We start from the raw sequence: 26,704 nt of genomic DNA, 5'->3' as shown, positions 1-26,704 counted from the left end.
GGCCGGTGATCGTGCTGCTGCGGTGGACGTGGGGGATGGAGACGTGGTGGCAGTACGGGTTGGCGGTGGTGGGGAGCGTGGTGCTGGCGGTGGCGGCGTACGGGCTGGTGGAGCAGCCGGTGCGGCGGCATCCACTGAAGTGGTGGTGGGAGACAGCTCTGGCGCTGCTGGCGGTGGGGGGGCTGTGGATCGGCATTGATGCCCTGCATCACCAGTTCCGCGGCAAGTTGTTCCTGGGCAAGGACGCCGATCCGGTGCCGATCAGCGAGCGGGTCCATGCCCTCAATCCCCTCATCCCCGGCACCGGCATCACCAGCGATTGCACGGTGGCCAGCGGCAAGCCCTACAACGCCACCACCCGGCCGAATTTCGACAGGTGCAACCGGCCCGGCCTCCCCGGCGCCCGGGAGATCTTCCTGCTGGGCGATTCCCACGCCCAGCACCTGCTGCCGATGCTGGATGCGGTGACCGCCCGCACCGGCCAGCGCCTCACCTTCGCCGCCATGGGTGCCTGCCTGATCGCCCCGGAGCTCACGGTCACCTGGCAGCAGGGCCGCTACGAATCCTGCCGCCAGTTCTCCGCCGGGGAGATGGAGCGCTCCCTGCAGCGCCTGCAGCCGGGTGACATGGTGCTGGTGTCGGGCTTCCTGCACAACTACCTGGCCAGCAACGACCTGGAGGGCCGGGGCTATGGCGCCCCCACCTACCGGGGCGAGCGCCGCCTGCGTATCGCCGAGGTGCGCCAGGTCTGGGTGGCGTCCATGCGCGCCTACGCCGAGCGGCTGGCGGCCCGGGGCCTCCAGCTGGTGCTGGTGGTCGACAACCCGTCCCTGGCCAGGGAGCCGGTGGCCTGCCAGGACCCCGCCGGCAGCAGCTGCGCCGGCGATGCCGCCACCACCGCCCGGATGCGGGCGACCCTGCGAGGGCTGCTCGGCGAGGTGGCCGCCGGCCTGCCCAATGTCCATGTGTTCGACCCCACCCCCTACCTGGTGGGTCCCGACGGCCGGGTGGTCTACCGCCGGCCCGACGGCACGCCCCTCTACGCCGATTCCCACCACCTGAGTGTCTCGGGGAGCCGGTCGCTGGCGGGTCCTTTCGAGCGTTTCCTGCAGCAGCAGGGCCTCACCAGCCCCCGGCCCACCCCACCGCCCCCCACCCCACCGCCCCCCACGCCATCGCCCCCCACCCCATGACCCTGCAGCCCCCCACCGGGTCCTCCCCCCGCTGGCACTTCACCGATCCGGTCAGCGGCGATGCGCTCACGCTCGCCCCCGAGCGTGGCGGTCTGGTCACCGGCTGGTGCTGCGGAGGAGAGGAGATCCTCTACTTCGATGCGGAGCGCTTCGCCGACCCCGCCAAGTCGGTGCGGGGAGGGATCCCGGTGCTCTTCCCCATCTGCGGCAATCTCCCCGGCGACGAGCTCGTGCTGAACCAGGGGCGCTTCCCCCTGCCCCAGCACGGCTTCGCCCGCGATCGGCCTTGGTCCATCGCCCCGCTGGCGGACGGCAGCGGCGTGGGCCTGCGCCTCGAGGACAGCCCGGCAACCCTCCGCCACTTCCCCTTCGCCTTCGCCCTGGAGCTGGAGCTGCGGCTGCAGCCCTCGGCCCTGGCGATCACGGCCCGGATCAGCCACCGGGGTGAGGTCGGCGCCGATCCCCTCCCCTTCAGCCTGGGCCTGCACCCCTACGTCGCCGTCGCCGATCTCTCCGCGGTCCGGATCGAAGGCCTGCCGGCGGACTGCTTCGACCACCTCAGCATGGCGCCGGCCGTCACCGCCGACCAGCTCTCCCGGCTCGAGCAGGGCGTGGATTTTCTCTGCAGCGGCCAGGGCCCGGTGCGGCTGGTGGATCCGGCGGGCGGCCGGGCGGTGACGCTGCATCCCGTGGCGCCGATGGATCTGGTGGTGGTGTGGAGCGACCCGCCCCGGCCGATGCTGTGCCTGGAGCCCTGGAGCGGTCCGCGGGGGGCCCTGAGCTCCGGGGAGCGGCGCCTGCTGGTGCCCGCCGGGGACTGCCTCGAACTGGGTTGCCGCTACACCGTCGAGAGGCTCTGAGCGACGCCGGGGAGCCGGCCCGGGGCCAGCTGGCCGGCGGGATCGAAGCGGTGCTTGATCGCCTCGATCAGGGGGCGGGCGGGGGCATCCAGCCAGGCCGGCAGGCCGGCGCCCGGGGGCTGGCGCAGCACGGTGAGATGGCCCCCGAGTTCGCCGCAGAGACGGCGCAGGGCGCCCACCTGGCTGGAGGTCAGGACCGGCTGGGACCCCGTCGGGTCTGACCAGGCCAGGCCGAGGCCGCTGCCGGCGGCCATGTCCACGGCCAGCCCCGCCAGGGCCGGCGCCGACATCAGGCTCGCGAGCCGATCGGGGCTGACCCCGAGGCGCAGCAGCCAGGCGGGCGCGGTGGCGGTGGCACCCGGAGGTGCGGGGCCCGCAGGCTCGGCGCCGCTGCCCCCCCGGGCGCGGGCCAGCCAGGCGCCGGTGCTGGCGCCATCCAGCACCCGAGCCGGCAGGCTGCAGCGCTCCTGCAGGCAGCGCACCTGCTCCTGGAGGGTGGCGGCATCGACGCTGGCCAGGCCGATCAGCAGCAGGGGATCCGGGTCCAGCCCGGCGGCGGCGGCGAGGCTGCCGTTCCACCAGTCGATCCGCTCCGGGCTGAGGCTGGAGCCCAGCAGCCAGCGGCTGAGGCCGGCCAGGTCCTCCGCCCCCCCCTGGAAGCAGACACTGCGCCGCAGGGGCGGCCGGGGCAGGGTGCGCAGGGTCAGCTCCGTGATCAGGCCCAGGGAGCCCCAGCTGCCGGTGAACAGCCGCATCAGGTCGTAGCCGGCCACGTTCTTGACCACCTTGCCGCCGGCCCTGGCCATCACCCCGTCGGCCCGCATCAGCGCCAGGCCGATCAGCTGGTCGCGCACCCCCAGGTAGCGCTGGCGGTAGCCCCCCGCCAGGCCCCGGGCCACCAGGCCGCCGATGCTGCCGGCGGCGGCGCCATCGTCGTCTCCCCAGGGGGCATCCACGGACAGCCACTGCCCGTGGTGTCCAAGCGCGTCCTGCACCTCCACCAGTGGTGTGCCGGCGGCCACGGTGATGGTGAAGTCGCCGGGGTTGAACTCCCGCACGCCCCGCAGGGCAGCGCAGCTGACCACCGTGCAAGGGGCCTGGAGGGGCGGGCCCCAGTCGAGCCGGGTGCCCAGGCCCGCCGGAAGCCAGGCGGAACCCTGCCGGTGCAGGTCCCGCACCAGCTCCTGCAGCTCACTGGGCTCAGGTCGCATCACGGCACGATGGTGCCATGGCGCAGGCAACGCTCGACCCCCGGCCCGGGCTCAAGATCGTCGTCATCGACGACGACCCCACCGGCTCCCAGACCGTGCACGGCTGTCCGTTGCTGCTGCGCTGGGACGCCGGGACCCTGGCGGCCGGCCTGGCCCACCCGTCGCCGCTGCTGTTCCTGCTGGCCAACACCCGCGCCCTGGCGCCGGCGGCGGCGGCGGAGCGGGTGCGGGAGATCTGCCGCGCCCTGGGGCCCGCCCTGGCCCAGGCCGTCGCCGCCGGCCGCATCGGCGGCTGGATCGTGGTGAGCCGCGGCGATTCCACCCTGCGGGGGCACTTCCCGCTGGAGGTGGAGGTGATCGCCGCCGAACTCGGCCCCTTCGACGCCACCCTGCTGGTGCCGGCCTTCCTCGAGGGGGGGCGCACCACGGTGGATGGGGTGCATCGGCTCCAGGGCCGGCCCGTGCACGAGAGCCCTTTCGCCCGGGACGGACTGTTCGCCTACGGCACCAGCCATCTCCCGGACTGGGTGGAGGAGAAGAGCGGCGGCCGCATCCCGGCCAGCGCCGTGGACCGCATCGGCTGGCGGGAACTGGAGACCGGCGGCCCCGCCCTCCTCCGCCACCTGGCCCGCCTGGAGCGCAATGTCTGCGTGGCGGTGGACGGCGCCTCCGAGGGCCAGCTGGCGTCCCTGGCCGCCGCGGTGCGCTGCCTGATCGCGGGATCCCCGGCGGAACAGGGCCCCGGCAACGGCCCAGGCGATGGCCTCGGTGTTGGGCGCCCCCGGCGCTTCCTGTTCCAGAGCGCCGCCAGCCTTATCCAGGCCCTGGCGTCGCTGCCGCCCCAGCCGCTGGCGCCGGCGGCCCTGGCCGGACTGCGCCGCCGTGGCGGCGCCGGCCCCCTGCCGGGGCTGGTGCTGGTGGGCTCCCACGTGCCCCTGGCCGACCGGCAGCTCGAACGGCTGCTGGCGGAGCCGGACTGCGTCGGGGTGGAACTGGAGGTGGCCAAGGTCCAGCGGTTGCTGGAGGGCCCGGAACCCGCCCTGCTGCTGGCCTCCCTGGAGCAGGCCTGGGGGCGGCGCCTGGCGGAGGTGCTGGCCGGGGGCCGCACGCCGGTGCTCTACACCAGCCGTGGCGAGGCCCGCTGCCGCCATGCCGGCGAGCGCCGGGCGCTGGGCCTGGCCCTGGCGGGGGTGATGGCCCGGCTGGCCGCCGCCGTGGCTCCCGCCCTGGGCTATCTGATCAGCAAGGGGGGCATCACGACCCACACCCTCCTGGCCGATGGGCTGGCCCTGGAGCTGGTGGAGCTCCAGGGCCAGCTGCTGCCGGGCCTGTCGCTGGTGCTGGCTGCCACCGACGGCGCCACCGAGCCAGCCCCTGATGCCCGGAAGGAGCCCCTGCCCGTGCTCACCTTCCCCGGCAATCTCGGCGACCCGGGCACCCTGTGGGAGGCCTGGCGCTGGATGGACACTCAGGCCGGACCGGCGTAGCTGCGATCGAGCAGCTCGATCGGATGGACCACCGGCAGCGGTCGCGGCTGCGCCTCCATCGCCTGGCGGATCTGCAGCGTGCAGCCGATGTTGGCGCTCACGGCCAGCTGGGCGCCCGTGCCGCTCAGATCGGCGGCCTTGATCCGCCCCAGTTCGGCGGCTTCCTCCGGCTGCACCAGGTTGTAGATGCCGGCGCTGCCGCAGCAGACGCCGGCTTCGGTGGCCTCGCGGATCCGCACATGGGGAATCCGGCCCAGCAGGCGCCGGGGCTGGGCCGCCAGGCCCTGGCCGTGGAGCTGGTGGCAGGCATCGTGATAAGCCAGTTGCATGGGGCGCTCGGCGCTGGCGGGGGTGCCGTCGTCGTGGAGCAGGGGCCGCAGACCCGCCTGGAAGCCCTCGCTGAGCCCGACCTTGTCGAGGAATTCCTGCAGGTCGGCCACCCTCCCCAGCACGGGGTGGCGGGTGCCGAGGATCTGGTCGTAGGCCTTCAGGGTGTGACCGCAGCCCGAGGCGGCCACCAGCAGGGCATCAAGGGGTTCGGGGCCGGCCGGTCGCCCCGGGCCGATCACCGCTTCGAAGCTGGCCATCAGGGCCGCCGCCAGCTCCCGGGTCTGCTCCAGTTCGCCCTGGTGGTGGGTCATGGCCCCGCAGCAGCCCTGATCAGGGGGAATCACCACCTCGATGCCGTTGGCGGCCAGCACCCGGACGGCGGCGGCGTTCACCCCCGGCTCGAAGACCCGCTGCACGCAGCCGAGCACCAGCCCGACCCGGTGGCGGCGGGGCCCCACCGCCGGCACCAGCACGGGCCAGTCGTCACGGAAGGACTGGGCGGGCAGGGGCGGCAGCAGGGTCTCCATCGCCGCGATCTGCGGACCGAACAGGCGGGTGAGGCCGCTGCGGCGCGCCAGGGCCTGCAGGGGCGTGCCGGCGTAGGCCCGCAGGGGGGCCAGCAGGGCCCGCAGCCGCCCGGGGTAGGGGAGCAGGGCGAACAGCAGGCGCCGGAAGGTGCGCTGGCCGGGGCTGCGCAGCTCGGGGGCGTTCAGCCGCGGCCGCATGGTCTCGATCAGTTCGTCGTAGCGCACCCCCGCCGGGCAGGCGGTTACACAGGCGAAACAGCCCAGGCAGGTGTCGAAATGCTTCGCCACCGTGGCATCGAGCACCAGCTCTCCGGCGTCGATGGCTTTGAGGGCATGGATGCGTCCCCGGGGTGAGTCCATCTCGGTGCCCAGCACCCGGTAGCTGGCGCAGGTGGGCAGGCAGAAGCCGCAGTGGACGCAGGGGTCGGCGGCGATGAAGCCGGCCCCGGGCTCCCCGGCAGCCGGGGACCCGCTGGTCGCGAGGGACGGAAGGCTCATGGCCGCCATTCTGATCGCTTGCACGTCCCCCTCAGGCCGTCGGGCACTCACTCCCAGAAGGCGCCGAACCAGGCATCCCACTGCCGCGGCATTCGCAACAGCAGGCCAGCCCCCGGATAGGGCGTCAGTTCCCCCACAAGGACGCCCCTGTCGCTCAGAAAGCCGTCCACCCTCAGGAAGGGCGTTTCGCAGGAGAGATCCTGGGCCAGGGCGCAGAAGGTCTGCAAGGGAGGACGATCAAGGCTGGCGAAGTCCCGGCAATGGTCGTGCTGGGGGCGTTCCAGTGGCAGCGGCCGGAGCGCCTCATCGAGAAAGCACTCCTTGGTGCGGGGTAGTTGTCGCTGGTTGCTGCGATGCCGGGCATGGGCGGACTCCGGGCGGAACAGCCGCAGGCCCCTGACACTGCCGTTGAAGCAGAAGGCGCTCATTTCGATGCACTGCCTGCCGGAGAAGCTGAGGAACTCCTCGGCCAGCAGCCGCCGCGGCAGGTTCCTGTAGCCCCATTCCTGAAAGACTTCGGAATAGTCCATGCTCAGCCACCGTTGGGCCTGCGCGATCACCAACTCATCCATGGGATGGGTGGTAGAGGCCACCAGTTGGTACCAGCCGGATCCATGGCTGGCCTTGAGCATCCAGCGATCAGGAAGCTGGTGGGCCCGCAGGGCCTCGACACTGTCCGCAATCGCCAGGGTGCGGGGGGTTCGGCCCGCTCCGATGCGGGTCGCAATCCATTGCTTGGCGGCGAGCTTGTCGCAGAACGTGCGTAGAAGGGGGTCCCGGTCCGTCAGGATCCGATGCAGGATCCGCTCACTCAACAGGCGTGGCTTACGCAGATCGGGAGCCACGCCGTTGATCTGCCGGAAGCGGGCGGCCATTTGCGTCCGCTTTGGCAGAAACCTGACGAGATGCCGGGCCGCCTGGGATTTGCATCTCCTTGCAGAAAGCATCTCCTCCATGACCAATCCGGAAGCGACCCTAAGGCGATCGTCTGGGGTTGGTTGGCAACTCGCCTTGAGACCCATGCGTCATCGTTGGCTCGTCCCATCCCCCATCCCCCAGGCCCCTTGCCCTCACCCTCCGAAGTGGCGCACCACGGCTTCGGCGAAGCCGGAGCAGCTGACGGCCTCGGAGCGGGGTTCCATCAGCCGGGCGAGGTCGTAGGTGACCTCCTTGTTGGCGATCGCGGCGCTGATCCCGGCGGTGATCAGGTCGGCGGCTTCCTGCCAGCCCATGTACTCGAGCATCATCACGCCGGAGAGGATCACCGATCCGGGGTTGATGCGGTCGAGGCCGGCGTGTTTGGGGGCGGTGCCGTGGGTGGCCTCGAAGATCGCCGCGTTGTCGCCGATGTTGGCCCCCGGTGCCATGCCCAGGCCGCCCACCACCGCCGCCGCCGCGTCGGAGATGTAGTCGCCGTTGAGGTTGAGGGTGCAGAGCACCGAATACTCCTGGGGCCGGGTCTGGATCTGCTGGAAGATGCTGTCGGCGATGCGGTCGTCGACCATCACCATCGCTTTCCATTTCCCTTCGCCGTGGCTGGCGCCGATGGCGTCGATCACGGCCTTCACCTCCGCGTCGACAGCCGCCTTCTTCTCGGGGGTGAGGCTGTCGTAGCCGGGTTCGATCAGGCGGGCGTTGTCCTCGATGCTGAGGCCGGGCTTCTCCTCCAGGTTCCCCAGGATCCAGCTCTCCCGTTCGGTGATGCACTGGTCGCGGAACTCGGTGGTGGCCAGCTCGTAGCCCCAGTCGCGGAAGGCCCCCTCCGTGAACTTCATGATGTTGCCCTTGTGCACCAGGGTCACGTGGCGCTTGGCGCCCTCCAGCCCCAGGGCGTGGCGGATGGCCTTGCGGACATGGCGCTGGGTGCCGGCCTTGCTCACCGGCTTGATGCCGATGCCGGCCCCTGCCGGGATGCGGCGGTTGCCCAGCTTGCCGTTGGCGGGGATCACCGTGTCATTGAGGTGGGCGATCAGCTCAAGGCAGACAGGATCCGTCGCCTCCCATTCGATCCCCATGTAGATGTCCTCGGTGTTCTCGCGGTAGACCACCACATCCAGGTCCTGGGGCCGCTTGTGGGGGCTGGGGGTGCCGTCGTAGTAGCGGCAGGGCCGCACGCAGCAGTAGAGGTCGAAGATCTGGCGCAGGGCCACGTTGAGGGAGCGGATGCCGCCGCCGATCGGGGTGGTGAGGGGGCCCTTGATGGCCACCCCGTACTGCTCGATCGCCGTGAGGGTGTCCTGGGGCAGGTACTGATAGGTGCCGTACAGCTCGCAGGCCTCGTCGCCGGCATACACCTTGAACCACTCGATGCGGCGCTCGCCGCCGTAGGCCTTGGCCACGGCCGCGTCCAGCACCCGCTGGGTGGCGGGCCAGATGTCCACGCCGGTGCCGTCGCCGCGGATGAAGGGAATGATCGGGTCGTTGGGAACGATCGGCTGGCCGCCCTCGAATCGGATCGCCGTGCCGCTGGCTGGGACGGTGAGCTTCTCGTATGTGGCCATTGAGTCGGCACGGAACGCGCCGATGAGCCTAGGTTTCGGGGACATCGGCTTTCTGCTCAGGGGAAACGGCATGAATGCGGCCGACCAGGCCCGATCGGTGGAACTGGCCGCCGCGATCGCCGCGGTGGTGGGGCACTTCCGCCTGCATTTCCCCGCCGCCCGGGCCAACCTCACCCCCTGGCGCGACGATCCCCTCACCCGGGCCTTCGATGAACGGGAGACGCTGGATCTCTCCTTCCACTTCCCCGGCTGGAGTCCCCGTCTGCAGTGCCGCTCGCTGCTGGTGCAGCTGCGCCTGGAGCGGGCGCCGGTCGGGTCCGGCGAACGGCCCCGGCTGCTCGGCGTGCTGATCCGCGGCCTCACCTACGAATCGGAGCGCTGGCGCCTGGCCACGGTGGGGGACTGGCAGCCGTCGGGTTCCCATCTCCCCAGTGAGGAGGTGGTCGGCGTGCTGCAGCAGGTGTGCCGCGAGCTGTTCGATCTCTTCGGCGATGTGTCGGCCGGCGGCAGCCGGGCCGCGTAATCCTTCGCAACCTTGCCGCGCCGTCCTGCAGGCCCCACCTACGTTTGTACGTCTGCCCGCGCAGCCTCCCGATCCCATGCCCGTCGCCCTTGCTTCCCAACTCCGTGAGGGAACGAAGAAAGCCCACACCATGGCCGAGAACACCGGCTTCGTGAGCTGTTTCCTCAAGGGGGTCGTCGACAAGGCCAGCTATCGCACCCTGGTGGCCGACCTGTGGTTCGTCTACAGCGCCATGGAGGAGGAGATCGGCAAGCTGGCCGACCATCCGGTGGTCGGTCCGATCGCCTCCCCCGAGCTCAACCGCCGCGAGTCCCTCGAGGCTGATCTCACCTTCTATTTCGGCGGTGACTGGCGCCAGCAGATCCGCGCCACCCCCGGGGCCCAGGAGTATGTGGCCCGCCTGCACCAGGTGGCGCGGGAGTGCCCCGAACTGCTGGTCGGCCACCACTACACCCGCTACATCGGTGACCTCTCGGGGGGCCAGATCCTCAAGAACATCGCCCAGAAGGCGATGAACCTGGGGGAGCACGATGGCCTGCGCTTCTACGAATTCGACGCCATCGACGACGAGAAGGCCTTCAAGGCCAACTACCGCGCCACCCTCGACAGCCTGCCCATCGACCAGGCCATGGCCGACCGGATCGTGGCGGAGGCCAATGAGGCCTTCCACTGCAACATGAAGATGTTCCAGGAGCTGGAAGGCAATCTGGTGGCGGCGATCGGCAAGGTGCTGTTCGGCTTCCTCACCCGCCGCACCCGCACCGGCAGCACCGAGGCCGTGCCCGCCTAGGTTTGCCAGGCCGGCGGCGGCCGCCGCCCTTTCGAACCGCGTGCGCCCGATCCGCTTCCTGCTTCCCGGCACCACCGGCCGCTTCCGCGGCGGTGGCCTGCTGGTGGAACTGCAGACCGCCCGGCTGACCTCCCAGCTGACCCCCACCGAGGTGGTCACCTACCGGAACCGTGAGCCCGACCACCCGTTCCTGGCTGACCTGCTGGCCCGGGAGTCGGCGCCCGGGGACGCCCTCTGGATCGTCAGCTGGGGATTTGATGTGCCCCGCCTGATGCGGCAGCTGCGGGGACGGCCCGTGGCCTACCACGCCCACAGCAGCGGCTACGGGTTTTCGCTGCCGCCCGGGGTGCCGGTGCTGGCGGTCAGCCGCAACACGCTCGGCTACTGGGGCGACAGGGGCCCCCGCCATCCCCTGTTCCTGGTGCCGAACGCCCTCCAGCCCCAGTGGCTGGAGCGGGGCAATCGGGCGGCCCCCGCGGGCGTCGGCCGCCCCATCGATGTGCTCGTACAGCAGCGCAAGAACAGCCGCTATGTCCTGGAGCGGCTGGTGCCGGCCCTGCGCCGGCGGGGGCTGCGGGTGGAGGTGCAGAGCGGCTGGGTGGACGACCTGGTGGACCTGTTCAACAGCGCGGCCGTCGTGCTCTACGACTCCGCCGACTACTGGCGCGGCCGGGGGGTGAGCGAGGGTTTCGGCCTGCCGCCGCTGGAGGCCATGGCCTGCGGCTGCGTGGTGTTCAGCAGCCTCAACCACGCCCTGGCCGACAGCCTTGACCCGGGGGTGGTGGGCCACCAGATCGGCTGCGGCAGCCTGGAGAACGACCTGGAGCGGATCCAGGCGGCGGTGACCGACCCGCTGGCCTGGCTGCCGCCGCCGGGCCGCCTCGCCAGCCTGCTGGAGGCCTGCAGCGAGCCGGTGCTGCAGGAACGCTGGCATTCGGCCCTGGAGGCCATCGACGCCCACTGGACCCACCTGCTGCGGGGAGGGGCGTCGCCGCTGCGCTCGCCCCCCCTGCTGGCCTTGCGGATCGACCAGTGGCGGCGCCGGTTTTCGGCCATGTGGCGATCACTGAACTGACTGGCTGGCGTGGCGGCGGCCCTTCTGGCCGCACGGGTACGATTTTCGCAAAAGTCTGACCAGATGTTTCGCAAAAGCCAAACCTTCAAGAGTTTGGTGCGACTTCTGGCCCAATTGCCGCGTCGCCGCAAGCGGGCGCTGATGCGTCTCATCCCGCTGGCGATCCTCGCCGGGGTGGCCGATCTGGTGGTGGTGGCCCTGGTGGCTCGCCTGTTCACGGTCGTCGTCGGCGGAGAGAACCGCCCCTCCATCCCCTGGGAGGGCCTGGTACCGGAAGATCCCCGGGTCAAGGTGGTGGTGCTGGTGGTGGCCTTCGTGGCGGCCGCCTGGTTTTCCTCGCTCTCCAAGCTGCTGCTGCGGGCGTTTCAGCTGCGGCTCAAGGCGTCAATCTGGCGCGATCTATCGGATATGGCGCAGCGCAAGTTGATCGCCCAGCCCTATGTCTACTTTCTGGGCGAATCGAAGTCAGATATCTCCTCCATGGTTCTCATCAATGTGTCGCGCGTCGCCGACATCGTCGTGCTCCCCCTGCTGCAGCTGGCCAGTGGTGTGTTCGTGATCGCCCTGCTCTCCGCCGGGATGCTGATCGTCGGCAAGCTGATGGCCGTTGTGCTGATCGTGGGCCTGCTGGGCGGCTATCTGCTCATCTCCACCGCCATCACCCCGTTCCTGCGCTTTGCCGCCCGTCAGAGGATCCTGCTGGAGGTGCGCACCAACACGATCCTTTCGGAATCGATGCGCACGATTCTCGATGTGCAGCTCACCGGCTCGGAGCCCTACTTCGAGCGCCATTACCAACAGGCCGGCCGTGAAACCATCCCCTTCATCTGGAAGGCTGATGTCCTGCCCGAGACCCCGCGAGCTCTGATCGAGCCGCTCGGGATCACGATGATCTTCGCGGCCGGGATGCTGCCCCTGCTTTCGAATCCCGACCCTGGGGCGCTGCTGAAGATCATTCCGTTCCTGGCCACGGTGGCTGTCACCTCCCTCAAGCTCACCCCTCCCCTGCAGGACAGCTTCCGCGCCATCACCTCCCTGCGGGCCGGCCTGCCCGACCTGGAGGAAACGCTCAAGCTGATCGAGCTTCCCGAGGCCCGCCTCACGATTCGCTCCGAGGGGGTGCCCTCCCCGGATGGTGTGATGCCCAAACGGGTGATCCGTCTCAACAGCATCTCCTATCGCTATCCCGGGTCGGACACGGATGTCCTTCGTGACGTCTCCATGTCGATTCCGGTGGGGTCCCGTGTCGCCTTCGTCGGTGCCACCGGCAGCGGCAAGACCACCACGGCCAACCAGCTCCTCTGCCTGCTGCGTCCCACCTCGGGCACCCTGCAGCTGGACGGCATCGATGTGGACGAGGCCGATGTACCGGCCTGGCAGGCGAACTGCGCCTACGTTCCCCAGGCGATCAACCTGCTCAACAGCAACATCATCGAGAATATCGCCTTCGCCGAGGAGGTCGATGAGGTCGATCAGATGCGGGTCTGGGAGGCCCTCCAGGCCGCCCAGCTCGCCGACATCGTCGCCGACCTCCCCCTCGGTCTGTTCACGCCGATCGGTGACAACGGCATCCGTCTGTCCGGAGGCCAGCGGCAACGGCTGGCCCTGGCCCGCGCCTTCTACCGCAATGCCAAGTTCCTGGTGCTGGATGAGGCCACCAGTGCGCTCGACAACCGCACCGAATCCGAGGTGATGGATGCCATCGAGGTGATCGGACGCCGCTGCACCCTGGTGGTGATCGCTCACCGGCTCTCCACCGTGATGCGCTCGGATTGCATCTTCGAATTCGAGGCTGGGCGCATCAAGGCCTCTGGAACCTTCGACCAGCTCCGCCAGCGCTCGGATACCTTCAATGATCTGGCCTCCTTTGAACGTCGCCTATCCAGCCCGCTCGGTTGATGGTGTTGAGGAGGAATCTGTGGCTGGAAGGCTATTGCTCCCATCGACAGACTCGCGCCGCCTTCTCTAGCTGAGCGACCCGCATCTGTCGGGACCGGCCCGCCCATCGGGAGGGGGCTGCTAGGGTCCGATTTCAACCTTCTCCGCCGGAGCCTGTGAGTTTTCTGGCCGGTCTGAACGAGGCCCAGCGGCGGGCGGTCGATCACCATACCGGCCCGCTGCTGGTGGTGGCCGGGGCCGGCAGCGGCAAGACCCGGGCCCTGACCCACCGGATCGCCCATCTGATCGGGCACCACGGCGTCGATCCGGCCCAGGTGCTGGCGGTCACCTTCACCAACAAGGCCGCCCGGGAGATGAAGGAGCGGCTGGAGGTGCTGCTGGCCCAGCGGCTGGCCCAGAGCCAGTTCGGCCAGCCCTGGAGCACCCTGCCGGCCCGGGAGCAGAAGCAGCTGCGCAGCCGTATCTACCGGGAGGTGATCAAGGACCTCTGGATCGGCACCTTCCACGCCCTGTTCGCCCGGCTGCTCCGCTTCGACATCGACAAGTTCCGCGACCCCGAGGGACTCACCTGGACGCGCCAGTTCTCCATCTATGACGAGAGCGACGCCCAGAGCCTGGTCAAGGAGATCGTCACCCAGGAGATGCAGCTCGACCCCAAGCGTTTTGAGCCCAAGAAGGTGCGCTGGGCGATCAGCAGCGCCAAGAACCAGGGCTGGCTGCCGGAGCGGCTCGAGGAGGAGCACCCCGGCCCCCGCGGCAAGCACGAGGCCGAGGCCTACCGCCGCTACCGGCGCGCCCTGGCCGCCAACAACGCCCTCGACTTCGACGACCTGCTGCTGATGCCGGTGCAGCTGCTGCAGCAGAACGAGCAGATCCGCCACTACTGGCACCGCCGCTTCCGCCACGTGCTGGTGGACGAGTACCAGGACACCAACCGCACCCAGTACGACCTGATCAAGCTGCTGGTGGCCAACGGCCATCCCCCCGAAACCTTCGATGACTGGGAGGGGCGCTCGGTGTTCGTGGTGGGCGACGCCGACCAGAGCATCTACAGCTTCCGGGCCGCCGACTTCACGATCCTGATGGGCTTCCAGAAGGAGTTCGGCGACGGCTCCCTCGACGGGGACACCGGCACGATGGTGAAGCTGGAGGAGAACTACCGCTCCACCGCCACGATCCTGGAGGCGGCCAACGCCCTGATCGCCAACAACAGCGAGCGCATCGACAAGGTGCTGCGCCCCACCCGCGGCGAGGGGGAGCCCATCAGCCTCACCCGCTGCGACGACGAGATCGCCGAGGCCGAGGCGGTGGTGCACCGGATGCGGATGCTGGAGGCGTCCCACCCCGACCTGCGCTGGGGCGATATGGCCGTGCTCTATCGCACCAACGCCCAGTCCCGCGCCATGGAGGAGTCGCTGGTGCGATGGGGGCTCCCCTACATCGTCGTGGGGGGCCTGCGCTTCTACGACCGGCGCGAGATCAAGGATGTGCTCGCCTACCTGCGCCTGCTGGTCAACCCGGCCGACACCGTCAGCCTGCTGCGGGTGCTGAACGTGCCCCGACGGGGCATCGGCAAGACCACCATCGAGCGGCTCACCGATGCGGCCAACCAGCTGGGGCTCCCCCTGTGGGAGGTGGTCAGCGATCCGGAGGCCGTCCGCTCCCTCGCCGGCCGCTCCGCCCGGGGGGTGCTGCAGTTCCAGGAGCTGATCACCGACCTCAGCCGCCGCCTGCAGGATGCTCCCCCCTCCGAGCTGGTGCAGCGGGTGATGGAGCAGAGCGGCTACCTGGCCGAACTGCTGGCCGAAGCCACCGATGAATCGGAGGAGCGGCGCCGCAACCTGCAGGAGCTGGTCAACGCAGCCCTCCAGTACCAGGAGGAGAACGAGGAAGGCTCCCTGGAGGGCTTCCTGGCCTCCGCCGCCCTGGCCAGCGACGCCGACAGCAAGGACACCGAGGCCGACCGGGTCACCTTGATGACCCTGCACGCCAGCAAGGGGCTGGAGTTTCCGGTGGTCTTCCTGGTGGGGCTGGAGCAGGGCCTGTTCCCCAGCTACCGCTCCCTGGAGGACCCGGCCGCCCTCGAGGAGGAGCGCCGCCTCTGCTACGTGGGGATCACCCGGGCCAAGGAACGGCTGTTCCTCTCCCATGCCAGCGAGCGGCGGCTCTGGGGCGGCATGCGGGAGCCGGCGGTGCCCTCGGTGTTCCTCTCCGAGCTGCCCGAGGCCCTGCTGCAGGGCGACATCCCCCGCAGCGGCGGCGCGGCCCTGCGGCGGGAGCAGCGGCTGGAGCGGCTCACCCGGGTGGATCGGGACGACAGCCAGCGGGTCGCGGCCGGTGGGTCGGCCGGCATTCCCGCCAATGCGGTGCGCCGCCGCGGCGCACCGCGCACCTGGGCCGTGGGGGATCGGGTGCGGCACAGCAGCTTCGGCGAGGGCCAGGTCACCCACCTGTTCGGCAGCGGCGACAAGACCTCCATCGCCGTGAAGTTCGAGGGCATGGGGCCGAAGATCCTCGACCCGCGCCTGGCCCCGATCGAGCCGGCATGACCCTGCCGCTGGTCACCGCCGTGGTGCCCACCCGCAACCGCCGCCAGACCACCCTGCGCTTCCTGGCCGCCATGGCCGGCCAGACCCACGGCGCTTTGCGGGTGGTGGTGGTCGATGCCAACTCCAGCGACGGCACCGTGGCGGCGATCCGCCGGCAGCATCCCAAGGTGACGGTGGTGGCGGCCGGGGACAGGGATTTCTGGGCCGGTGCCACCAACCGCGGCGTGCGGCGGGCCCTGGCGGCCGGCACCGACTACGTGCTCACCATCAACGATGACGCCGTCGTCCCGGCCGATTACGTGGAGCGGATGGTGGCCCTGGCCCAGCGCCACGGCTGCGGCATCCTCGGCAGCCGCATCGACCTGCTGGCCGAGCCCGGGCGCATCTGGGCCCTGGGCACCCGCACCGACTGGGGCACGGACCGCTTCCTGCGCCTGTCCCACCACGACGAGCTGGCCAGCCAGCTGGATCCGGCGCTGGCGGCCGCCGAGGTGCTCCCCACCGAGGCGATGCCGGGCAACGGGGTGCTGATCCGCCGGGAGGTCTTTGGCCGTGTCGGCCTCTACGACGCCCGCTGGCTGCCCCACTATCACGCCGATTCCGAGTGGGTGATGCGGGCGGTCCACCGGGGCGTCGAGGCCCGGGTGACCCCGGGGGTCGTGGTCCTCAACGACTTCGGCGACGAGCAGAAACGCCTGCCCCTGGGCAGCCTGCGGGGGCTGCTGTTCACCTTCTTCCACCCCAGGTCCCACCTCTACCTGCCGGCGGTGGCCGCCATCCTCTGGCGCTACTGTCCGCCGGCCCAGCGCTGGCCCACCCTGCGGGCCCTGGCGGGCCGCTTCCTCAGGATGAAACGGTGAAGGAGGTGCGCGGGTGGGGCGGCTCCGGCCGGCGCAGGAGCCCCCGCCAGCACCAGCGCAGGTAATCCCCCAGCCCCCACCAACGGCCCCGGGCCCGCTCCGGATCGGAGAGGCAGAAGCTCAGGGGGCGGACGGCGTAATAGATCAGGTTCAGCAGCAGGGCCAGCGGCGTGGCGTGGCGGTGCAGGAAGTAGAGCTTGCTGAAGGTGGCGTGCTGGTACTTGGCCCGGGGGGCCCGCTGGGTGATGGCGGACACCTGATGCTCCACCAGCACGGCCTGGGTGACCCGCAGGCGGTAGCCGAGCCGATGGTGGCGCTCGCAGATGTCGGCGTCCTCGTAGTCGAGGAAGTAGCGGGGGTCGAACTGGGGGCAGTCCCGCAGCACCCCCAGGCGGAAGATCAGGCTGCAGCCGGAGATCCAGCGGGTGGGCCAGGTGCGCACCGGAAGGGGGCGGCAGTCGTCGCCGGGGAAGCGATGGCCCAGCTGGCCGGTCCAGCGGTTGAAGCTGCCGTGGCTGAACCAGACGTCCCCCTGCGGGTCCCGGATCCGGGTGCCGAGCAGGGCGATCCGTTCGTCGTCGCGCAGGCACTGCCGGACGTAGGCGATCGCCCCGGCATCGAGGCGGGCATCGGGGTTGATCAGCCAGGCCACCGCCTGCCGGTCGGTCTGCCACACGTGGGCGAGCCCCAGGTTGCAGCCGCTGCCGAAGCCGAGATTTCCACCGGCCTCGATCAGGGTCACCCGCTGGCGGTTCGGCGTGGAAGGGAGCCAGTGCCGCAGGCCGGCGTCCCGGGGCGAGTTGTTGACGACGATGAAGTGCAGATCGGGGTCCCCTGAGGCGAACGTGTGCTCGATCAGCCCGATGATGAAATCACTGCAGTGATAATTGATCGTGATGAAATGGATCGCCTGCAGCGCCCGCCCGCCGGTCATTGATAGGTGGAGGGATAGACGAAGGCGCCTGTGATGCCCTTCAAGGCGGCTTCGCGCAGCCGGTTGTTGTAGCTCAGGGGAACGCCACGTGCGTAGATGAGATCACGGAATTCATCCGCGAGTGCCTTGATCTCCTGTTGGCGTTCTTCCCCCATGGAATCGAGAAGAGCTTCCTTGAACAGGCTGATGGCCTGGGCCATCGTGTAGCTGCCTGCGGTTCCGAGGTCATGCTTCACAAATGGACAGTGGAGATAGAAGGGATAGAGAAAGGCTGCGATGTGACTGGGATTGCCATTCTCAATCAGATCAGGAATGCTATAGAGTTCCACACGAGAAAGATGCTCGTTCTTATCGCTTTTCGCCATCAGCTGGTTGAGGGAGTAGCCAATCTTCTTCATCTGCGACGTCCTGGCCGGAGAGGGCATCAGCCGGAAGACTTCCCCAGCGGGCACTCCCGTTTTCTCCGGGCATGACTGCTCGATGGCCTCGAGTAGCTTGTCGCTGGTGTAGAGGGTCTCGACGGGATTGAAGCGTCGGTAGACCTGCTGAGACAGTTCGATTTCCCCCTTGTAGATGCAGTGGCCCCGATGGGACAAAGGCAAGTAGTTCTTCCAGAAACGGATGAATGGCTTGGCGAGGAAGACTTCGGGCTTGAGAACTTGAAAATAGGATTGATAGTGGGTCTGAATCTGATGGCTGATGTGGCTGAAGAGGGCTTTCCGGTCGGAGCTGGCGAAGGCCTCCACGGACCTGACCAGGGCATCGGCATTCCTGCCTGGGATGAACTGCATCGAATCATTCACGACGCAGAGGAGCTGGCATCGTTGCAGGTGGCCTTCCTCCAGAAGCAGCAGAATGCCGTCCTTGAAGCCACCAAAGTCCCGGCCGATGTTGCGCCTGTTGAAGGCGCGCCAGCTCAGCTGGCTGATGGCATCAAGCGACCCCTCCTCCGTGGTTTCGTTGTTGATGTAGAGGACTGCAAAGCCGGCCTTGTTGAGCGCTTCGAGATAGGCCCTGTTCGACAGTGTCAGCCGCTTTGAATAGGCAACGAAGACAGCAATGCGTGTTGGTGTGGAGCCATCGACGGACGGCTTCCCAATGGGCATCAGCCGCCTCGATGGACTGCTGCGGGAGCCGTTGGGGCCAAGCCAGTACTCGCACAGAGACGTAAGATAATCAACCAGAATAAACGCCTTGATCTTGATTCTTTTGTAGATACCAAGAGGCGCTTTGATGATTTTCTTGGCGCTGTCAGTCATGCGGTTTGGATGTGACTTGTTGGATGTCGTTGTTGGTGCTTGCCGTCACTGGTTCGGCCCATCGGTGGATGGTCTGGCGATGGGCGGGCGGCTGGCCGTGCCGACGGGCTGTGGTGACTGCCCGTGACGTCTGCCCGTGGCGGCTTCCAGGAGCAATGACCGGCGGACACCTTCCCGAGGTTTATGTATCGGGACGTCGCACGATGTCGTTGGCCCGAGTGTACCCTGCGCCTTCTGGACAGCGCTCCATGGGCCTGCCTCGATGACGGTCTCCGCGATCGATGCCGGAGAGCTCTCCCTGCCCCCCCGGCTGCTGGCCGCCTTCCATCGGTCGGCGGATTGCGCCGTGCTGGCCGTCGTGGGTGGCGCCGTGCGCGATCTGCTGCTGCATCGGGTGCATCGCGATCCCCTTCGGGGCCTGCCGGACATCGACCTGGTGGTGGAGCTGGCCCCGGGGGCCGATCCGGCCGATCCGCGACCGGCGGCCCATCGCCTGGCCGAAACCCTGCTGGCGGATGTCCCGGCCGCGGCGGTGGGTTTCTGCCAGTTTCACCAGGCCTTCGGCACCGTCGAGCTGGAGCTGGACGGGATCCTGCTCGACCTGGCCAGCGCCCGCCGCGAGACCTACCCGGCCCCCGGGGAGAACCCCGTGGTGATCGACGGGTCCCTGGAGGAGGATCTCGCCCGCCGCGACTTCAGCATCAACGCGATGGCCCTGGTGTTCGCCAGCTCTGGACCCAGCCTGTCCCTGCTCGATCCCCATGGCGGCTTGGCCGACCTGGGCCAGCGGCAGCTGCGCCTGCTCCACCCCAGGAGTGTGGAGGACGATCCCACCCGGATCGTGCGGGCCGCCCGCTATGCCGCCCGGCTGGGGTTCAGCCTGGCCCCCGCCAGCCTGGAGCAGCTCCGCGCCACCCTGGCGCGCTGGCCCTGGGGGGAGGCGAGCCGTGGCGCCGGCAGCGGACGGGTGCCGCCCGCCCTGGGCACGCGTTTGCGGATGGAGCTGGAGCTGTTGCTGGAGCGGGAACCGTGGGAGGCGGCGCTGGGCTGTCTGCAGGCGTGGGGCGCCCTGGTGCTGGTGGATCCGGCGCTGCAGAACGACAGGGGTTGGCGCCGCCGCCTCCGCTGGGCCCGGCGCTGCGGCCTCCCTCCCCTGGCGGCCCTGCTGGCCGGCAGCACGTCGGCGGTGACCGTGGCGGCACGGCTGCAGCTCCCCCACGGGCAGCAGCGGCTGCTGGCCCAGCTGGCCCTGCTGCGTCAGGGCTGGCAGGCCCTGGAGGCGCCACCCGCCACGGCCGAGGCCTGGACCCACTTCCTGGAGCGGCCCGGCTGGTCCGCCGAGGCCGTCGCCCTGGCGCTGGTGAGCGGGGCCCTGCCGCGGCGGCCCCTGCTGCGCTGGTGGTGCCGCTGGCGCCATCTCCCCTCCCCGGTGTCGGCGGGCGAGCTGATCGCCGCCGGCCTGCGGCCGGGACCGGCCCTGGGGGAGCGCCTGCGGGAGCTGCGGGGGGAGCGGCTGCGGGACGAGCGGCCCTGAGCCGTCGCCGCAACGGGCCATCCCGGCAGGTCCCCTAGGGTCACGGGGCAGCGGCTTCCCCTGCGCCGAATGGCAGCGCTGACCCAACCCTTTCTGCCGCTGCTGCTGGCCATCGCCGCACCGCTGCTGTGGGGATGGCGCTGGCGCCGGCCCAGCTGGCAGATGCTGCTGCTGGGGGTGGGCTCCTGGGCCGCCATCGGCTGGCTGTCCCTGCTGCCGGCGGGGCCCACGCTGCGCCAGGCCTATGGGCTGCTGGTCGTGATCGACCTGCTTGTGGTGGCGGCAACCGTGGGGATCCGGCCGCGGCGCTGGCGTCAGCGGCTGGCCGACCCGGCCCTGGGGCGGCCGTTGCTGGCGGTGCTGGCCCCCGCGCTGGTGTGTGCCATCGCCCTGGCCCTGCGCGGGGTGGTGCTGGAGTTTCCCTCCGATGGCTTCGTCTACTACACGACCTATTTCGGCAGCGACCTGCTCGACACGGTGCGCCTCGACCCGGTGCGCTACCGGGCCCCGGCCAACTGGTTCTTCACCGCGGCCAGCTATCTGTTCGGCTTCCCCGACGCCCTGGCCCCATGGCGGGCCAGCCTGGTGGCGGCGCTGAACACCTTCCTGGTGCTGACCGCCAGCTGCCAGCTCTGCCTGCGCCTCACCGGTCGGGTGGCCCTCGCCTGGCTCACGGCCCTGCTGTTCCTGCTGGGCATGGGGCACCAGAACTTCTCCTTCTTCCATCAGATCGCCCTCAACGGCACCCTGCCCGGACTGGCCCTGCTGCTGGCCGCCGCCACGCCGCTGCTGGGGCTGCTGCAGCGGCCGTGCTGGCCGGGTGCCCGCCCGCTGGGCGCGGCGACGGCTCTGCTGCTGGGGGCCGCTTACCTGGCCTATCACGCCCATGGCGTGACCGCCTTCCTGACGGTCAACCTGCTGATCGTCGCCACGGCCGCCAGCCTGGTGGTCTGGCCCTCCCGGCGGCGACTAGGGGTCTCTCTGGCGCTGGCGGGCCTGGTGCTGCTGGCCCTGAACAGGCTTCCCTGGCCGGAGCGGCTCGCCTCCTTCTACGCCTGGCCGGAGACGATGCGCTTCGTCCACGACTACCGGCTTCTGGGCCACCGCTTCTTCTATTTCTGGCCCAGTCTGCCGGTGGCCACCTGGGAGCCGGTGTTTCTGGCGGCCCTGGGGCTGTCCCTGGCCTGTGCCGTGGCCTGGAGGGGCCGGCGTCCCGTCCCCGGCGCGGTGCTGGCCCTGGCGCTGCTGCCGCCGCTGGTGCTGCTGGAGTGGTGGGCCCCCTTCGTCAGCGACCTGGTCTTCAAGCTGATCGAGCCGGACAGCGCCTACCGGCTGGTGTGGACGAGTCTGTTCTGGATCAGCATCCCGGCGATGGCCCGGGCCCTCGACCCCGGCGGGCGGCGGCACCGCTCCTGGGGGTTGTCATGGGCACGCGGGATCCTGATGGTGCTGCTGGCCGGACTGATCGCCGTGCTGGCGGTCCCGCTCGGGCTGCAGGGCGAGACCAATGTGTTCGCCTCCAAGGTGCCCCACCTGCTCACCCCCCTGGAGGAGGTGCGGCCGGCGGATGGCGCCACCATCGAGCCGATCCTCGAGCCGCTGCAGGAGCTGTGCGAGCGGGAACCGCGGCTCCAGGGCCGGACCCTGCTGAGCGATCCCTTCGTCGGCGCGGTGCTGGGCATGCGCCAGTGCCTGGTTCCGCTGGCCGCCAGGGACATCACCAGGCTGGCGGCGCCCACGGTGGAGACGGGCCAGTACCCGGGGCTGCGCAGCGCCCTGGCCTCCCCCGCCGCGCTGCGGGCCTGGCTCGATGGGCGGCGGGTGGATGTGGTGCTGCTCCGCGATGCCTACCCGCCCTACGAGAGCCGGATCGCCCGGGCCAGCAACCACTGGCAGCCGGATCTGGTCAGCCGCTACGGCGATCTCTCCATCAACCGGCTCTCCACGGCCCAGCTCGCTCGGGTGGGGTTTCCGCTGGTGCGGCACGCCCACGGGATGCGGCTGTACCTCAGGACACCCCCTGCACCTCGATGAGGGCCCGCCCGGGCTCGGCCTGCCGATCGCTGTCGCTGCGATAGCCCTCGGGATTGGCGCGCTGCCAGGCCCAGCCATCGCGGCAGATGTCCGCCAGGGAGCGCCGGGTCCGCCAGCCCATGCGCCGCGCCGCCTCGCGGGGATCGGCGACGCTGATGGCGGAATCCCCTGGCCGGCGTTCCACCACCGCGTAGGGCAGGGTCAGGTGGTTGGTGGCCTCGAAGCTGCGCACCAGATCGAGCACGGAGTGGCCGCGACCACTGCCGAGATTGAGGGTGAGCAGCTGGGGTGGCTCCGCCTGGAGCACCTCGAGGGCCCGGCCGTGGCCCTCGGCCAGATCCATGACGTGCAAGTAGTCGCGGACGCCCGTGCCGTCGGGGGTGGGCCAGTCGCCACCGAACACCTCCAGCCGCTGGCGGCGCCCCGCCGCCACCTGGCACAGGAAGGGAAACAGATTGTTGGGGGGGCCGGAGGGGTCCTCGCCGATGCGCCCGCTGGGGTGGGCGCCCACCGGATTGAAGTAACGCAGCAGGGCGATGCGCCAGCCGGGGGTGCTGGCGGCCAGATCGGCCAGCATCCGCTCCACCGCGGCCTTGGTGTAGCCGTAGGGATTGATCGGCTGCAGCGGGGCCGTCTCGGGGATCGGCACCCGGTCGGTGAGGCCGTAAAGGGTGGCGCTGCTGCTGAAGACGAGCGTCTGACACCCGTGGCGGTCCATGGCCTCCAGCAGCCGGACCGCCCCGACGACGTTCACGTCCCAGTAGCACAGGGGCTGGCCCATCGATTCCCCCACCGCCTTGAGGCCGGCGAAGTGGAGCACGGCGGCGATGCCGCCGCCGCCCATCGCCTCCCCCTCCCCGAAGGCCCGGTCGAGGTCGAGGGGGCAGCGCACATCTCCCTTCAGCAGGGTGAACCGGGCCGGGCCCCCATCCCCAGCGGCCCAGCGCTCCGGGGACAGCTGCCGCCAGCCCCCCAGCCCGGCCAGTTCGCTCACGCGGCGCAGGGCTTCGGGACGGCCGTTGCTGAAGTCGTCGATCACCACCACCCGGTGACCGGCCTCCAGCAGCGTCAGACAGGTGTGACTGCCGATGAATCCGGCTCCTCCCGTCAGCAGCACCGTGGTCAAGGACCGGCCCCCGTCAGGCTCTCGGCCACAACTTACCCGTCCTTAACCTCCGGCACCGCCCTCTCCCCGCCCGGCCACGGCCAAAGCCAGGCAATGGCGGTAATGTCCCCGCAGCACTGCCATCCCCCATGGACCCGGCCCATCCGCCGATTCGCACCATCTGTTGCATCTGGGCGGGCTATGTGGGGGGGCCGACGATGGCCGTGATCGCCGACCGTTGTCCCGGGATTCAGGTCACGGTGGTCGACCTCAATGCCGAGCGGATCGCGGCCTGGAACGACCCGGATCTGAGCCGCCTGCCGGTGTACGAACCCGGACTGGATGCGGTGGTGGGCCGGGCCAGGGGGCGCAACCTCCATTTCACCACCGAGGTGGATGCGGCCATCGCCGCCGCCGACATGGTGTTTCTCTCGGTGAACACCCCCACCAAGACCAAGGGCGTGGGGGCCGGCCAGGCGAGTGATCTGCGCTGGATCGAGGCTTCGGCCCGCCAGGTGGCCGCCTCCGCCCGGGGCCACACGATCGTGGTGGAGAAGAGCACCCTGCCCGTCCGCACCGCCGAGACGGTGAAGGCGATCCTGGGGGCCGCCCAGCAGAACCGCCCGGAGGGCGATCGCCGGCAAGCCAAGACCTTCGCCGTGCTCTCCAATCCCGAGTTCCTGGCCGAGGGCACGGCGATCGCCGACCTCGAGGCCCCCGATCGGGTGCTGATCGGCGGCGAGGACCCTGCGGCGATCGAATCCCTGGCCGGGATCTACGGCACCTGGGTGCCCCAGGAACGGATCCTGCGCACCAACCTCTGGAGCAGTGAGCTCTCCAAGCTCACCGCCAACGCCTATCTCGCCCAGCGGATCTCCTCGATCAACAGCATCGCCGCCCTGTGTGAGGCCACCGGGGCCGACGTGCGCGAGGTGGGCCGCGCCATCGGCACCGATTCCAGGATCGGCGCCAAGTTCCTGCAGGCCGGACCCGGCTTCGGCGGCAGCTGCTTCCAGAAGGACATCCTCAACCTGGTGTACCTCTGCCGTCACTACGGGCTCGAAGAGGTGGCGGGTTACTGGGAGCAGGTGGTGACCCTCAACACCTGGCAGCAGGACCGCATCGCCCGGCTGGTGGTCCAGCGCCTGTTCGGCACCGTCACCGGCAAGCGGCTGGCGGTGCTGGGCTTCGCCTTCAAGGCGGACACCAACGACACCCGCGAGGCCCCCGCCATCCGCATCTGCCAGGGCCTGATCGAGGAGGGGGCCCGTCTGGTGATCGTGGATCCGAAGGTGTCAGCTGCCCAGATCGCCGAGGACCTCGGCCAGCCCTCTTCGCCGGCCGACGGCGGCTGGCAGACGGCGCCATCGCCGCTGGAGGCGGCCGCCGGAGCCGATGCGGTGCTGATCCTCACCGAATGGCGTGACTACGCCCGGCTCGACTGGGGCGCGATCGCGGCGGTGATGCGCCGTCCGGCCTGGCTGTTCGACGCCAGGGCCATCGCCGATGCCGCGGCCGCCCGGGCGGCGGGTCTTAACGTCTGGCGGGTGGGTGAGGGCTGAGTGACGCGGCGCAATCTGATCACGGGCGGGGCCGGCTTCCTCGGATCCCATCTCGTCGACCGGCTGATGGAGGCCGGCGAGGAGGTGATCTGCCTCGACAACTTCTACACCGGTCGCAAGGACAACATCCGCCACTGGCTGGGCCACCCCAGCTTCGAGCTGATCCGCCACGACGTCACCGAGCCGATCCGCCTGGAGATCGACCGCATCTGGCACCTCGCCTGCCCGGCCTCGCCGGTGCACTACCAGTCGAACCCGATCAAGACCGCCAAGACCAGCTTCCTCGGCACCTACAACATGCTCGGGCTGGCGCGACGCGTCGGCGCCCGTCTGCTGCTGGCCAGCACCAGTGAGGTCTACGGCGATCCGGAGGTCCATCCCCAGCCCGAGAGCTACCGGGGCTGCGTCAACACCATCGGCATCCGCTCCTGCTACGACGAAGGCAAAAGGATCGCCGAGACGCTCTGCTTCGATTACCAGCGCATGCACGGCACCGAGATCCGGGTGATGCGCATCTTCAACACCTACGGCCCCCGCATGCTCCCCGACGACGGCCGGGTGGTGAGCAACTTCATCGTTCAGGCGTTGCAGGGTCTGCCCCTCACCCTCTATGGCGACGGCAGCCAGACCCGCTCCTTCTGCTACGTGGATGACCTGATCGAGGGCATGATCCGGCTGATGAACGGGGAGCACACCGGCCCGATCAACATCGGCAACCCCGGCGAGTTCACCATCCGCCAGCTGGCCGAGAAGGTCCGGGACCGGATTCAGCCCTCGCTGGAGCTCACCACCCAGCCCCTGCCCCAGGACGACCCGCTGCAGCGTCAGCCGGTGATCGACCGGGCCCGCGAGCTGCTCGGCTGGGAGCCGAAGGTGAGCCTGGAGGAGGGGCTGGAGCCCACCATCGCCTACTTCCGTCAACGGATGCAGGCAGTCCGTTGACGGCGAAGGGGCCGATCCTGGTCACCGGGGTCGCCGGCTTCATCGGGGCCGCGGCGGCCGGGCGCCTGCTGGCCCGGGGCGAGCGGGTGGTGGGGCTCGACAATCTCAACGCCTACTACGACCCGGCCCTGAAGCGGGCCCGGCTGGAGCGGCTGGAGGCCCTGGCTCCCGCCGGCGCCTTCGCCTTCCATCGCCTCGATCTGGTGGACGCCGAAGCGGTGGCGGCCCTGTTCGCCGCCGAGCGGCCCGCCCGGGTGCTGCATCTGGCCGCCCAGGCCGGGGTGCGGCATTCGATCGACAATCCGGCGCTCTACATCCAGAGCAATCTGGTGGGGTTCGGCACGGTGCTCGAAGGCTGCCGCCACGCGGGTGTCGAGCATCTGGTGTATGCCTCCAGCAGCTCGATCTACGGAGGCAACCGCCACATGCCCTTCCGCGAGCAGGACCCGGTGAACCATCCGGTGAGCCTGTATGCGGCCACCAAGAAGGCCAATGAGCTGATGGCCCACACCTACAGCCATCTCTACGGTCTGCCGGCCACCGGCCTGCGCTTCTTCACCGTCTACGGCCCCTGGGGTCGGCCCGACATGGCGCCGATGCTGTTCGCCCGCGCGATCCTGGCCGGGGAACCGATCCGGGTGTTCAACCAGGGCCGCATGGAGCGGGATTTCACCTTCATCGACGACATCGTCGAGGGGGTGATCCGCTGCCTCGACAAGCCCGCCACTCCGGACCCGGCCTTCGATCCCCTGCACCCCGATCCCGCCACGGCCGCCGCCCCCCACCGGGTCTTCAACATCGGCAATGCCCGGCCCGTGCCCCTGCTGCGGTTCATCGAACTGCTCGAGCAGGCCCTCGGACGTCCGGCGATCCGGGATCTGCAGCCCATGCAGCCCGGGGACGTGCCGGCCACCGCCGCCGACACCACCGCCCTGGAGTCCTGGGTGGGGTTCCGCCCCTCCACGGCGATCGAGTCCGGGATCGGTTCCTTTGCGGCCTGGTACCGCGCCTTCCACGACGTCTGAGCCGAG

General features: G+C 70.0%; 21 protein-coding genes. 14 read left to right on the top strand and 7 right to left on the bottom strand.

All coding sequences use genetic code 11. The features are described 5' to 3' along the window. The coding region (locus tag KBZ08_RS15590) for an SGNH hydrolase domain-containing protein (RefSeq protein ID WP_261359389.1) at positions 1-1,193 on the top strand (1,193 nt) is incomplete at its 5' end. Further along, entirely contained in the window at positions 1,190-2,053 is an 864-nt protein-coding gene (locus tag KBZ08_RS15585) for a galactose mutarotase (protein WP_254974116.1), read from the top strand. The genes KBZ08_RS15590 and KBZ08_RS15585, both read left to right, overlap by 4 nt. Here KBZ08_RS15585 and KBZ08_RS15580 read toward each other — a convergent pair. After that, on the bottom strand, positions 2,032-3,264 hold the full coding sequence (locus KBZ08_RS15580) for an FAD-binding oxidoreductase (protein ID WP_254974115.1): 1,233 nt from the start codon (positions 3,262-3,264) through the stop codon (positions 2,032-2,034). The genes KBZ08_RS15585 and KBZ08_RS15580 overlap by 22 nt on opposite strands. Positions 3,265-3,281: 17 nt before the next feature. Between KBZ08_RS15580 and KBZ08_RS15575 the strand changes: the two genes are divergently transcribed. Continuing rightward, positions 3,282-4,751: a four-carbon acid sugar kinase family protein gene (locus KBZ08_RS15575; protein ID WP_254974113.1), complete on the top strand. Its 1,470-nt coding sequence runs from the start codon at positions 3,282-3,284 to the stop codon at positions 4,749-4,751. Here KBZ08_RS15575 and KBZ08_RS15570 read toward each other — a convergent pair. The 3 genes from KBZ08_RS15570 to KBZ08_RS15560 are packed head-to-tail and all read right to left on the bottom strand — an operon-like array spanning position 4,733 to position 8,607. Then, positions 4,733-6,106: a (Fe-S)-binding protein gene (locus KBZ08_RS15570; RefSeq protein ID WP_254974112.1), complete on the bottom strand. Its 1,374-nt coding sequence runs from the start codon at positions 6,104-6,106 to the stop codon at positions 4,733-4,735. The two genes, KBZ08_RS15575 and KBZ08_RS15570, sit on opposite strands and share 19 nt — an antisense overlap. Before the next feature lie 47 nt (positions 6,107-6,153). Further along, positions 6,154-7,128: an ATP-grasp fold amidoligase family protein gene (locus KBZ08_RS15565; protein ID WP_254974110.1), complete on the bottom strand. Its 975-nt coding sequence runs from the start codon at positions 7,126-7,128 to the stop codon at positions 6,154-6,156. A gap of 48 nt (positions 7,129-7,176) precedes the next feature. After that, a complete protein-coding gene (locus tag KBZ08_RS15560; protein WP_254974107.1) occupies positions 7,177-8,607 on the bottom strand; it encodes an NADP-dependent isocitrate dehydrogenase in 1,431 nt (476 codons plus the stop codon). 70 nt (positions 8,608-8,677) lie between these two features. Here KBZ08_RS15560 and KBZ08_RS15555 point away from each other — a divergent pair, with 70 nt between their 5' ends. The 6 genes from KBZ08_RS15555 (at position 8,678) to KBZ08_RS15530 (ending at position 16,303) form a co-directional block, all read left to right on the top strand. Next, positions 8,678-9,130: a hypothetical protein gene (locus KBZ08_RS15555; protein WP_106221087.1), complete on the top strand. Its 453-nt coding sequence runs from the start codon at positions 8,678-8,680 to the stop codon at positions 9,128-9,130. A 76-nt stretch (positions 9,131-9,206) separates the two neighbouring features. Beyond that, positions 9,207-9,920: a heme oxygenase (biliverdin-producing) gene (locus KBZ08_RS15550; RefSeq protein WP_015109717.1), complete on the top strand. Its 714-nt coding sequence runs from the start codon at positions 9,207-9,209 to the stop codon at positions 9,918-9,920. Between the two features lie 40 nt (positions 9,921-9,960). Continuing rightward, positions 9,961-10,995: a glycosyltransferase gene (locus KBZ08_RS15545; RefSeq protein WP_254974105.1), complete on the top strand. Its 1,035-nt coding sequence runs from the start codon at positions 9,961-9,963 to the stop codon at positions 10,993-10,995. A 141-nt stretch (positions 10,996-11,136) separates the two neighbouring features. After that, complete coding sequence (locus KBZ08_RS15540; protein WP_315861269.1) at positions 11,137-12,894, top strand: ATP-binding cassette domain-containing protein; 1,758 nt, start codon at positions 11,137-11,139, stop codon at positions 12,892-12,894. Positions 12,895-13,049: 155 nt separating this feature from the next. Then, on the top strand, positions 13,050-15,443 hold the full coding sequence (locus KBZ08_RS15535) for a UvrD-helicase domain-containing protein (protein ID WP_106221081.1): 2,394 nt from the start codon (positions 13,050-13,052) through the stop codon (positions 15,441-15,443). After that, a complete protein-coding gene (locus KBZ08_RS15530; RefSeq protein ID WP_254974101.1) occupies positions 15,440-16,303 on the top strand; it encodes a glycosyltransferase family 2 protein in 864 nt (287 codons plus the stop codon). Before KBZ08_RS15535 ends, KBZ08_RS15530 begins: the two co-directional genes overlap by 4 nt. Here the strand turns inward: KBZ08_RS15530 and KBZ08_RS15525 are convergent. After that, the gene (locus tag KBZ08_RS15525) at positions 16,287-17,237 is read right to left on the bottom strand and encodes a glycosyltransferase family 2 protein (RefSeq protein WP_254974099.1); all 951 of its coding nucleotides are present in this window, start codon (positions 17,235-17,237) and stop codon (positions 16,287-16,289) included. The genes KBZ08_RS15530 and KBZ08_RS15525 overlap by 17 nt on opposite strands. Further along, positions 17,234-18,496 (bottom strand): hypothetical protein, encoded by a 1,263-nt coding sequence (locus KBZ08_RS15520; RefSeq protein ID WP_146134604.1) that lies wholly within the window; start codon positions 18,494-18,496, stop codon positions 17,234-17,236. Before KBZ08_RS15520 ends, KBZ08_RS15525 begins: the two co-directional genes overlap by 4 nt. 262 nt (positions 18,497-18,758) lie before the next feature. Here KBZ08_RS15520 and KBZ08_RS15515 point away from each other — a divergent pair, with 262 nt between their 5' ends. Together KBZ08_RS15515 and KBZ08_RS15510 are read left to right on the top strand one after the other, a co-directional pair. Continuing rightward, positions 18,759-20,030 carry a CCA tRNA nucleotidyltransferase gene (locus KBZ08_RS15515; RefSeq protein ID WP_254974098.1) on the top strand — a complete coding sequence of 424 codons (1,272 nt, stop codon included), beginning with the start codon at positions 18,759-18,761 and terminating at the stop codon, positions 20,028-20,030. Between the two features lie 69 nt (positions 20,031-20,099). Beyond that, positions 20,100-22,064: a hypothetical protein gene (locus tag KBZ08_RS15510; protein WP_254974095.1), complete on the top strand. Its 1,965-nt coding sequence runs from the start codon at positions 20,100-20,102 to the stop codon at positions 22,062-22,064. Here KBZ08_RS15510 and galE read toward each other — a convergent pair. Continuing rightward, complete coding sequence (gene galE, locus KBZ08_RS15505; RefSeq protein ID WP_254974093.1) at positions 22,039-23,190, bottom strand: UDP-glucose 4-epimerase GalE; 1,152 nt, start codon at positions 23,188-23,190, stop codon at positions 22,039-22,041. The two genes, KBZ08_RS15510 and galE, sit on opposite strands and share 26 nt — an antisense overlap. A gap of 128 nt (positions 23,191-23,318) precedes the next feature. On the opposite strand from galE, the gene KBZ08_RS15500 reads away from it, so the two are divergent. The 3 genes from KBZ08_RS15500 to KBZ08_RS15490 are packed head-to-tail and all read left to right on the top strand — an operon-like array spanning position 23,319 to position 26,698. Further along, positions 23,319-24,731: a nucleotide sugar dehydrogenase gene (locus tag KBZ08_RS15500; protein WP_254974091.1), complete on the top strand. Its 1,413-nt coding sequence runs from the start codon at positions 23,319-23,321 to the stop codon at positions 24,729-24,731. Continuing rightward, positions 24,732-25,673 (top strand): UDP-glucuronic acid decarboxylase family protein, encoded by a 942-nt coding sequence (locus KBZ08_RS15495; protein ID WP_254974089.1) that lies wholly within the window; start codon positions 24,732-24,734, stop codon positions 25,671-25,673. Next, positions 25,670-26,698: an NAD-dependent epimerase/dehydratase family protein gene (locus tag KBZ08_RS15490; RefSeq protein ID WP_254974088.1), complete on the top strand. Its 1,029-nt coding sequence runs from the start codon at positions 25,670-25,672 to the stop codon at positions 26,696-26,698. Before KBZ08_RS15495 ends, KBZ08_RS15490 begins: the two co-directional genes overlap by 4 nt. Positions 26,699-26,704: the final 6 nt, after the last annotated feature.

The organism is Cyanobium sp. Candia 9D4, from assembly GCF_024346155.1.
GTDB lineage: Bacteria > Cyanobacteriota > Cyanobacteriia > PCC-6307 > Cyanobiaceae > Cyanobium > Cyanobium minutissimum.
This window is presented reverse-complemented; position numbering and strand designations above follow the sequence as displayed.

Coding starts and splice junctions, on each gene's coding strand:
- KBZ08_RS15500 (WP_254974091.1), top strand. CDS start 23,319: ATGGACCCGGCCCATCCGCCGATTCGCACCATCTGTTGCATCTGGGCG.
- KBZ08_RS15530 (WP_254974101.1), top strand. CDS start 15,440: ATGACCCTGCCGCTGGTCACCGCCGTGGTGCCCACCCGCAACCGCCGC.
- KBZ08_RS15585 (WP_254974116.1), top strand. CDS start 1,190: ATGACCCTGCAGCCCCCCACCGGGTCCTCCCCCCGCTGGCACTTCACC.
- KBZ08_RS15555 (WP_106221087.1), top strand. CDS start 8,678: ATGAATGCGGCCGACCAGGCCCGATCGGTGGAACTGGCCGCCGCGATC.
- KBZ08_RS15520 (WP_146134604.1), bottom strand. CDS start 18,496: ATGACTGACAGCGCCAAGAAAATCATCAAAGCGCCTCTTGGTATCTAC.
- KBZ08_RS15560 (WP_254974107.1), bottom strand. CDS start 8,607: ATGGCCACATACGAGAAGCTCACCGTCCCAGCCAGCGGCACGGCGATC.
- KBZ08_RS15580 (WP_254974115.1), bottom strand. CDS start 3,264: ATGCGACCTGAGCCCAGTGAGCTGCAGGAGCTGGTGCGGGACCTGCAC.
- KBZ08_RS15550 (WP_015109717.1), top strand. CDS start 9,207: ATGCCCGTCGCCCTTGCTTCCCAACTCCGTGAGGGAACGAAGAAAGCC.
- KBZ08_RS15540 (WP_315861269.1), top strand. CDS start 11,137: ATGCGTCTCATCCCGCTGGCGATCCTCGCCGGGGTGGCCGATCTGGTG.
- KBZ08_RS15570 (WP_254974112.1), bottom strand. CDS start 6,106: ATGAGCCTTCCGTCCCTCGCGACCAGCGGGTCCCCGGCTGCCGGGGAG.
- KBZ08_RS15575 (WP_254974113.1), top strand. CDS start 3,282: ATGGCGCAGGCAACGCTCGACCCCCGGCCCGGGCTCAAGATCGTCGTC.
- KBZ08_RS15565 (WP_254974110.1), bottom strand. CDS start 7,128: ATGGGTCTCAAGGCGAGTTGCCAACCAACCCCAGACGATCGCCTTAGG.
- KBZ08_RS15510 (WP_254974095.1), top strand. CDS start 20,100: ATGGCAGCGCTGACCCAACCCTTTCTGCCGCTGCTGCTGGCCATCGCC.
- KBZ08_RS15525 (WP_254974099.1), bottom strand. CDS start 17,237: ATGACCGGCGGGCGGGCGCTGCAGGCGATCCATTTCATCACGATCAAT.
- KBZ08_RS15515 (WP_254974098.1), top strand. CDS start 18,759: ATGACGGTCTCCGCGATCGATGCCGGAGAGCTCTCCCTGCCCCCCCGG.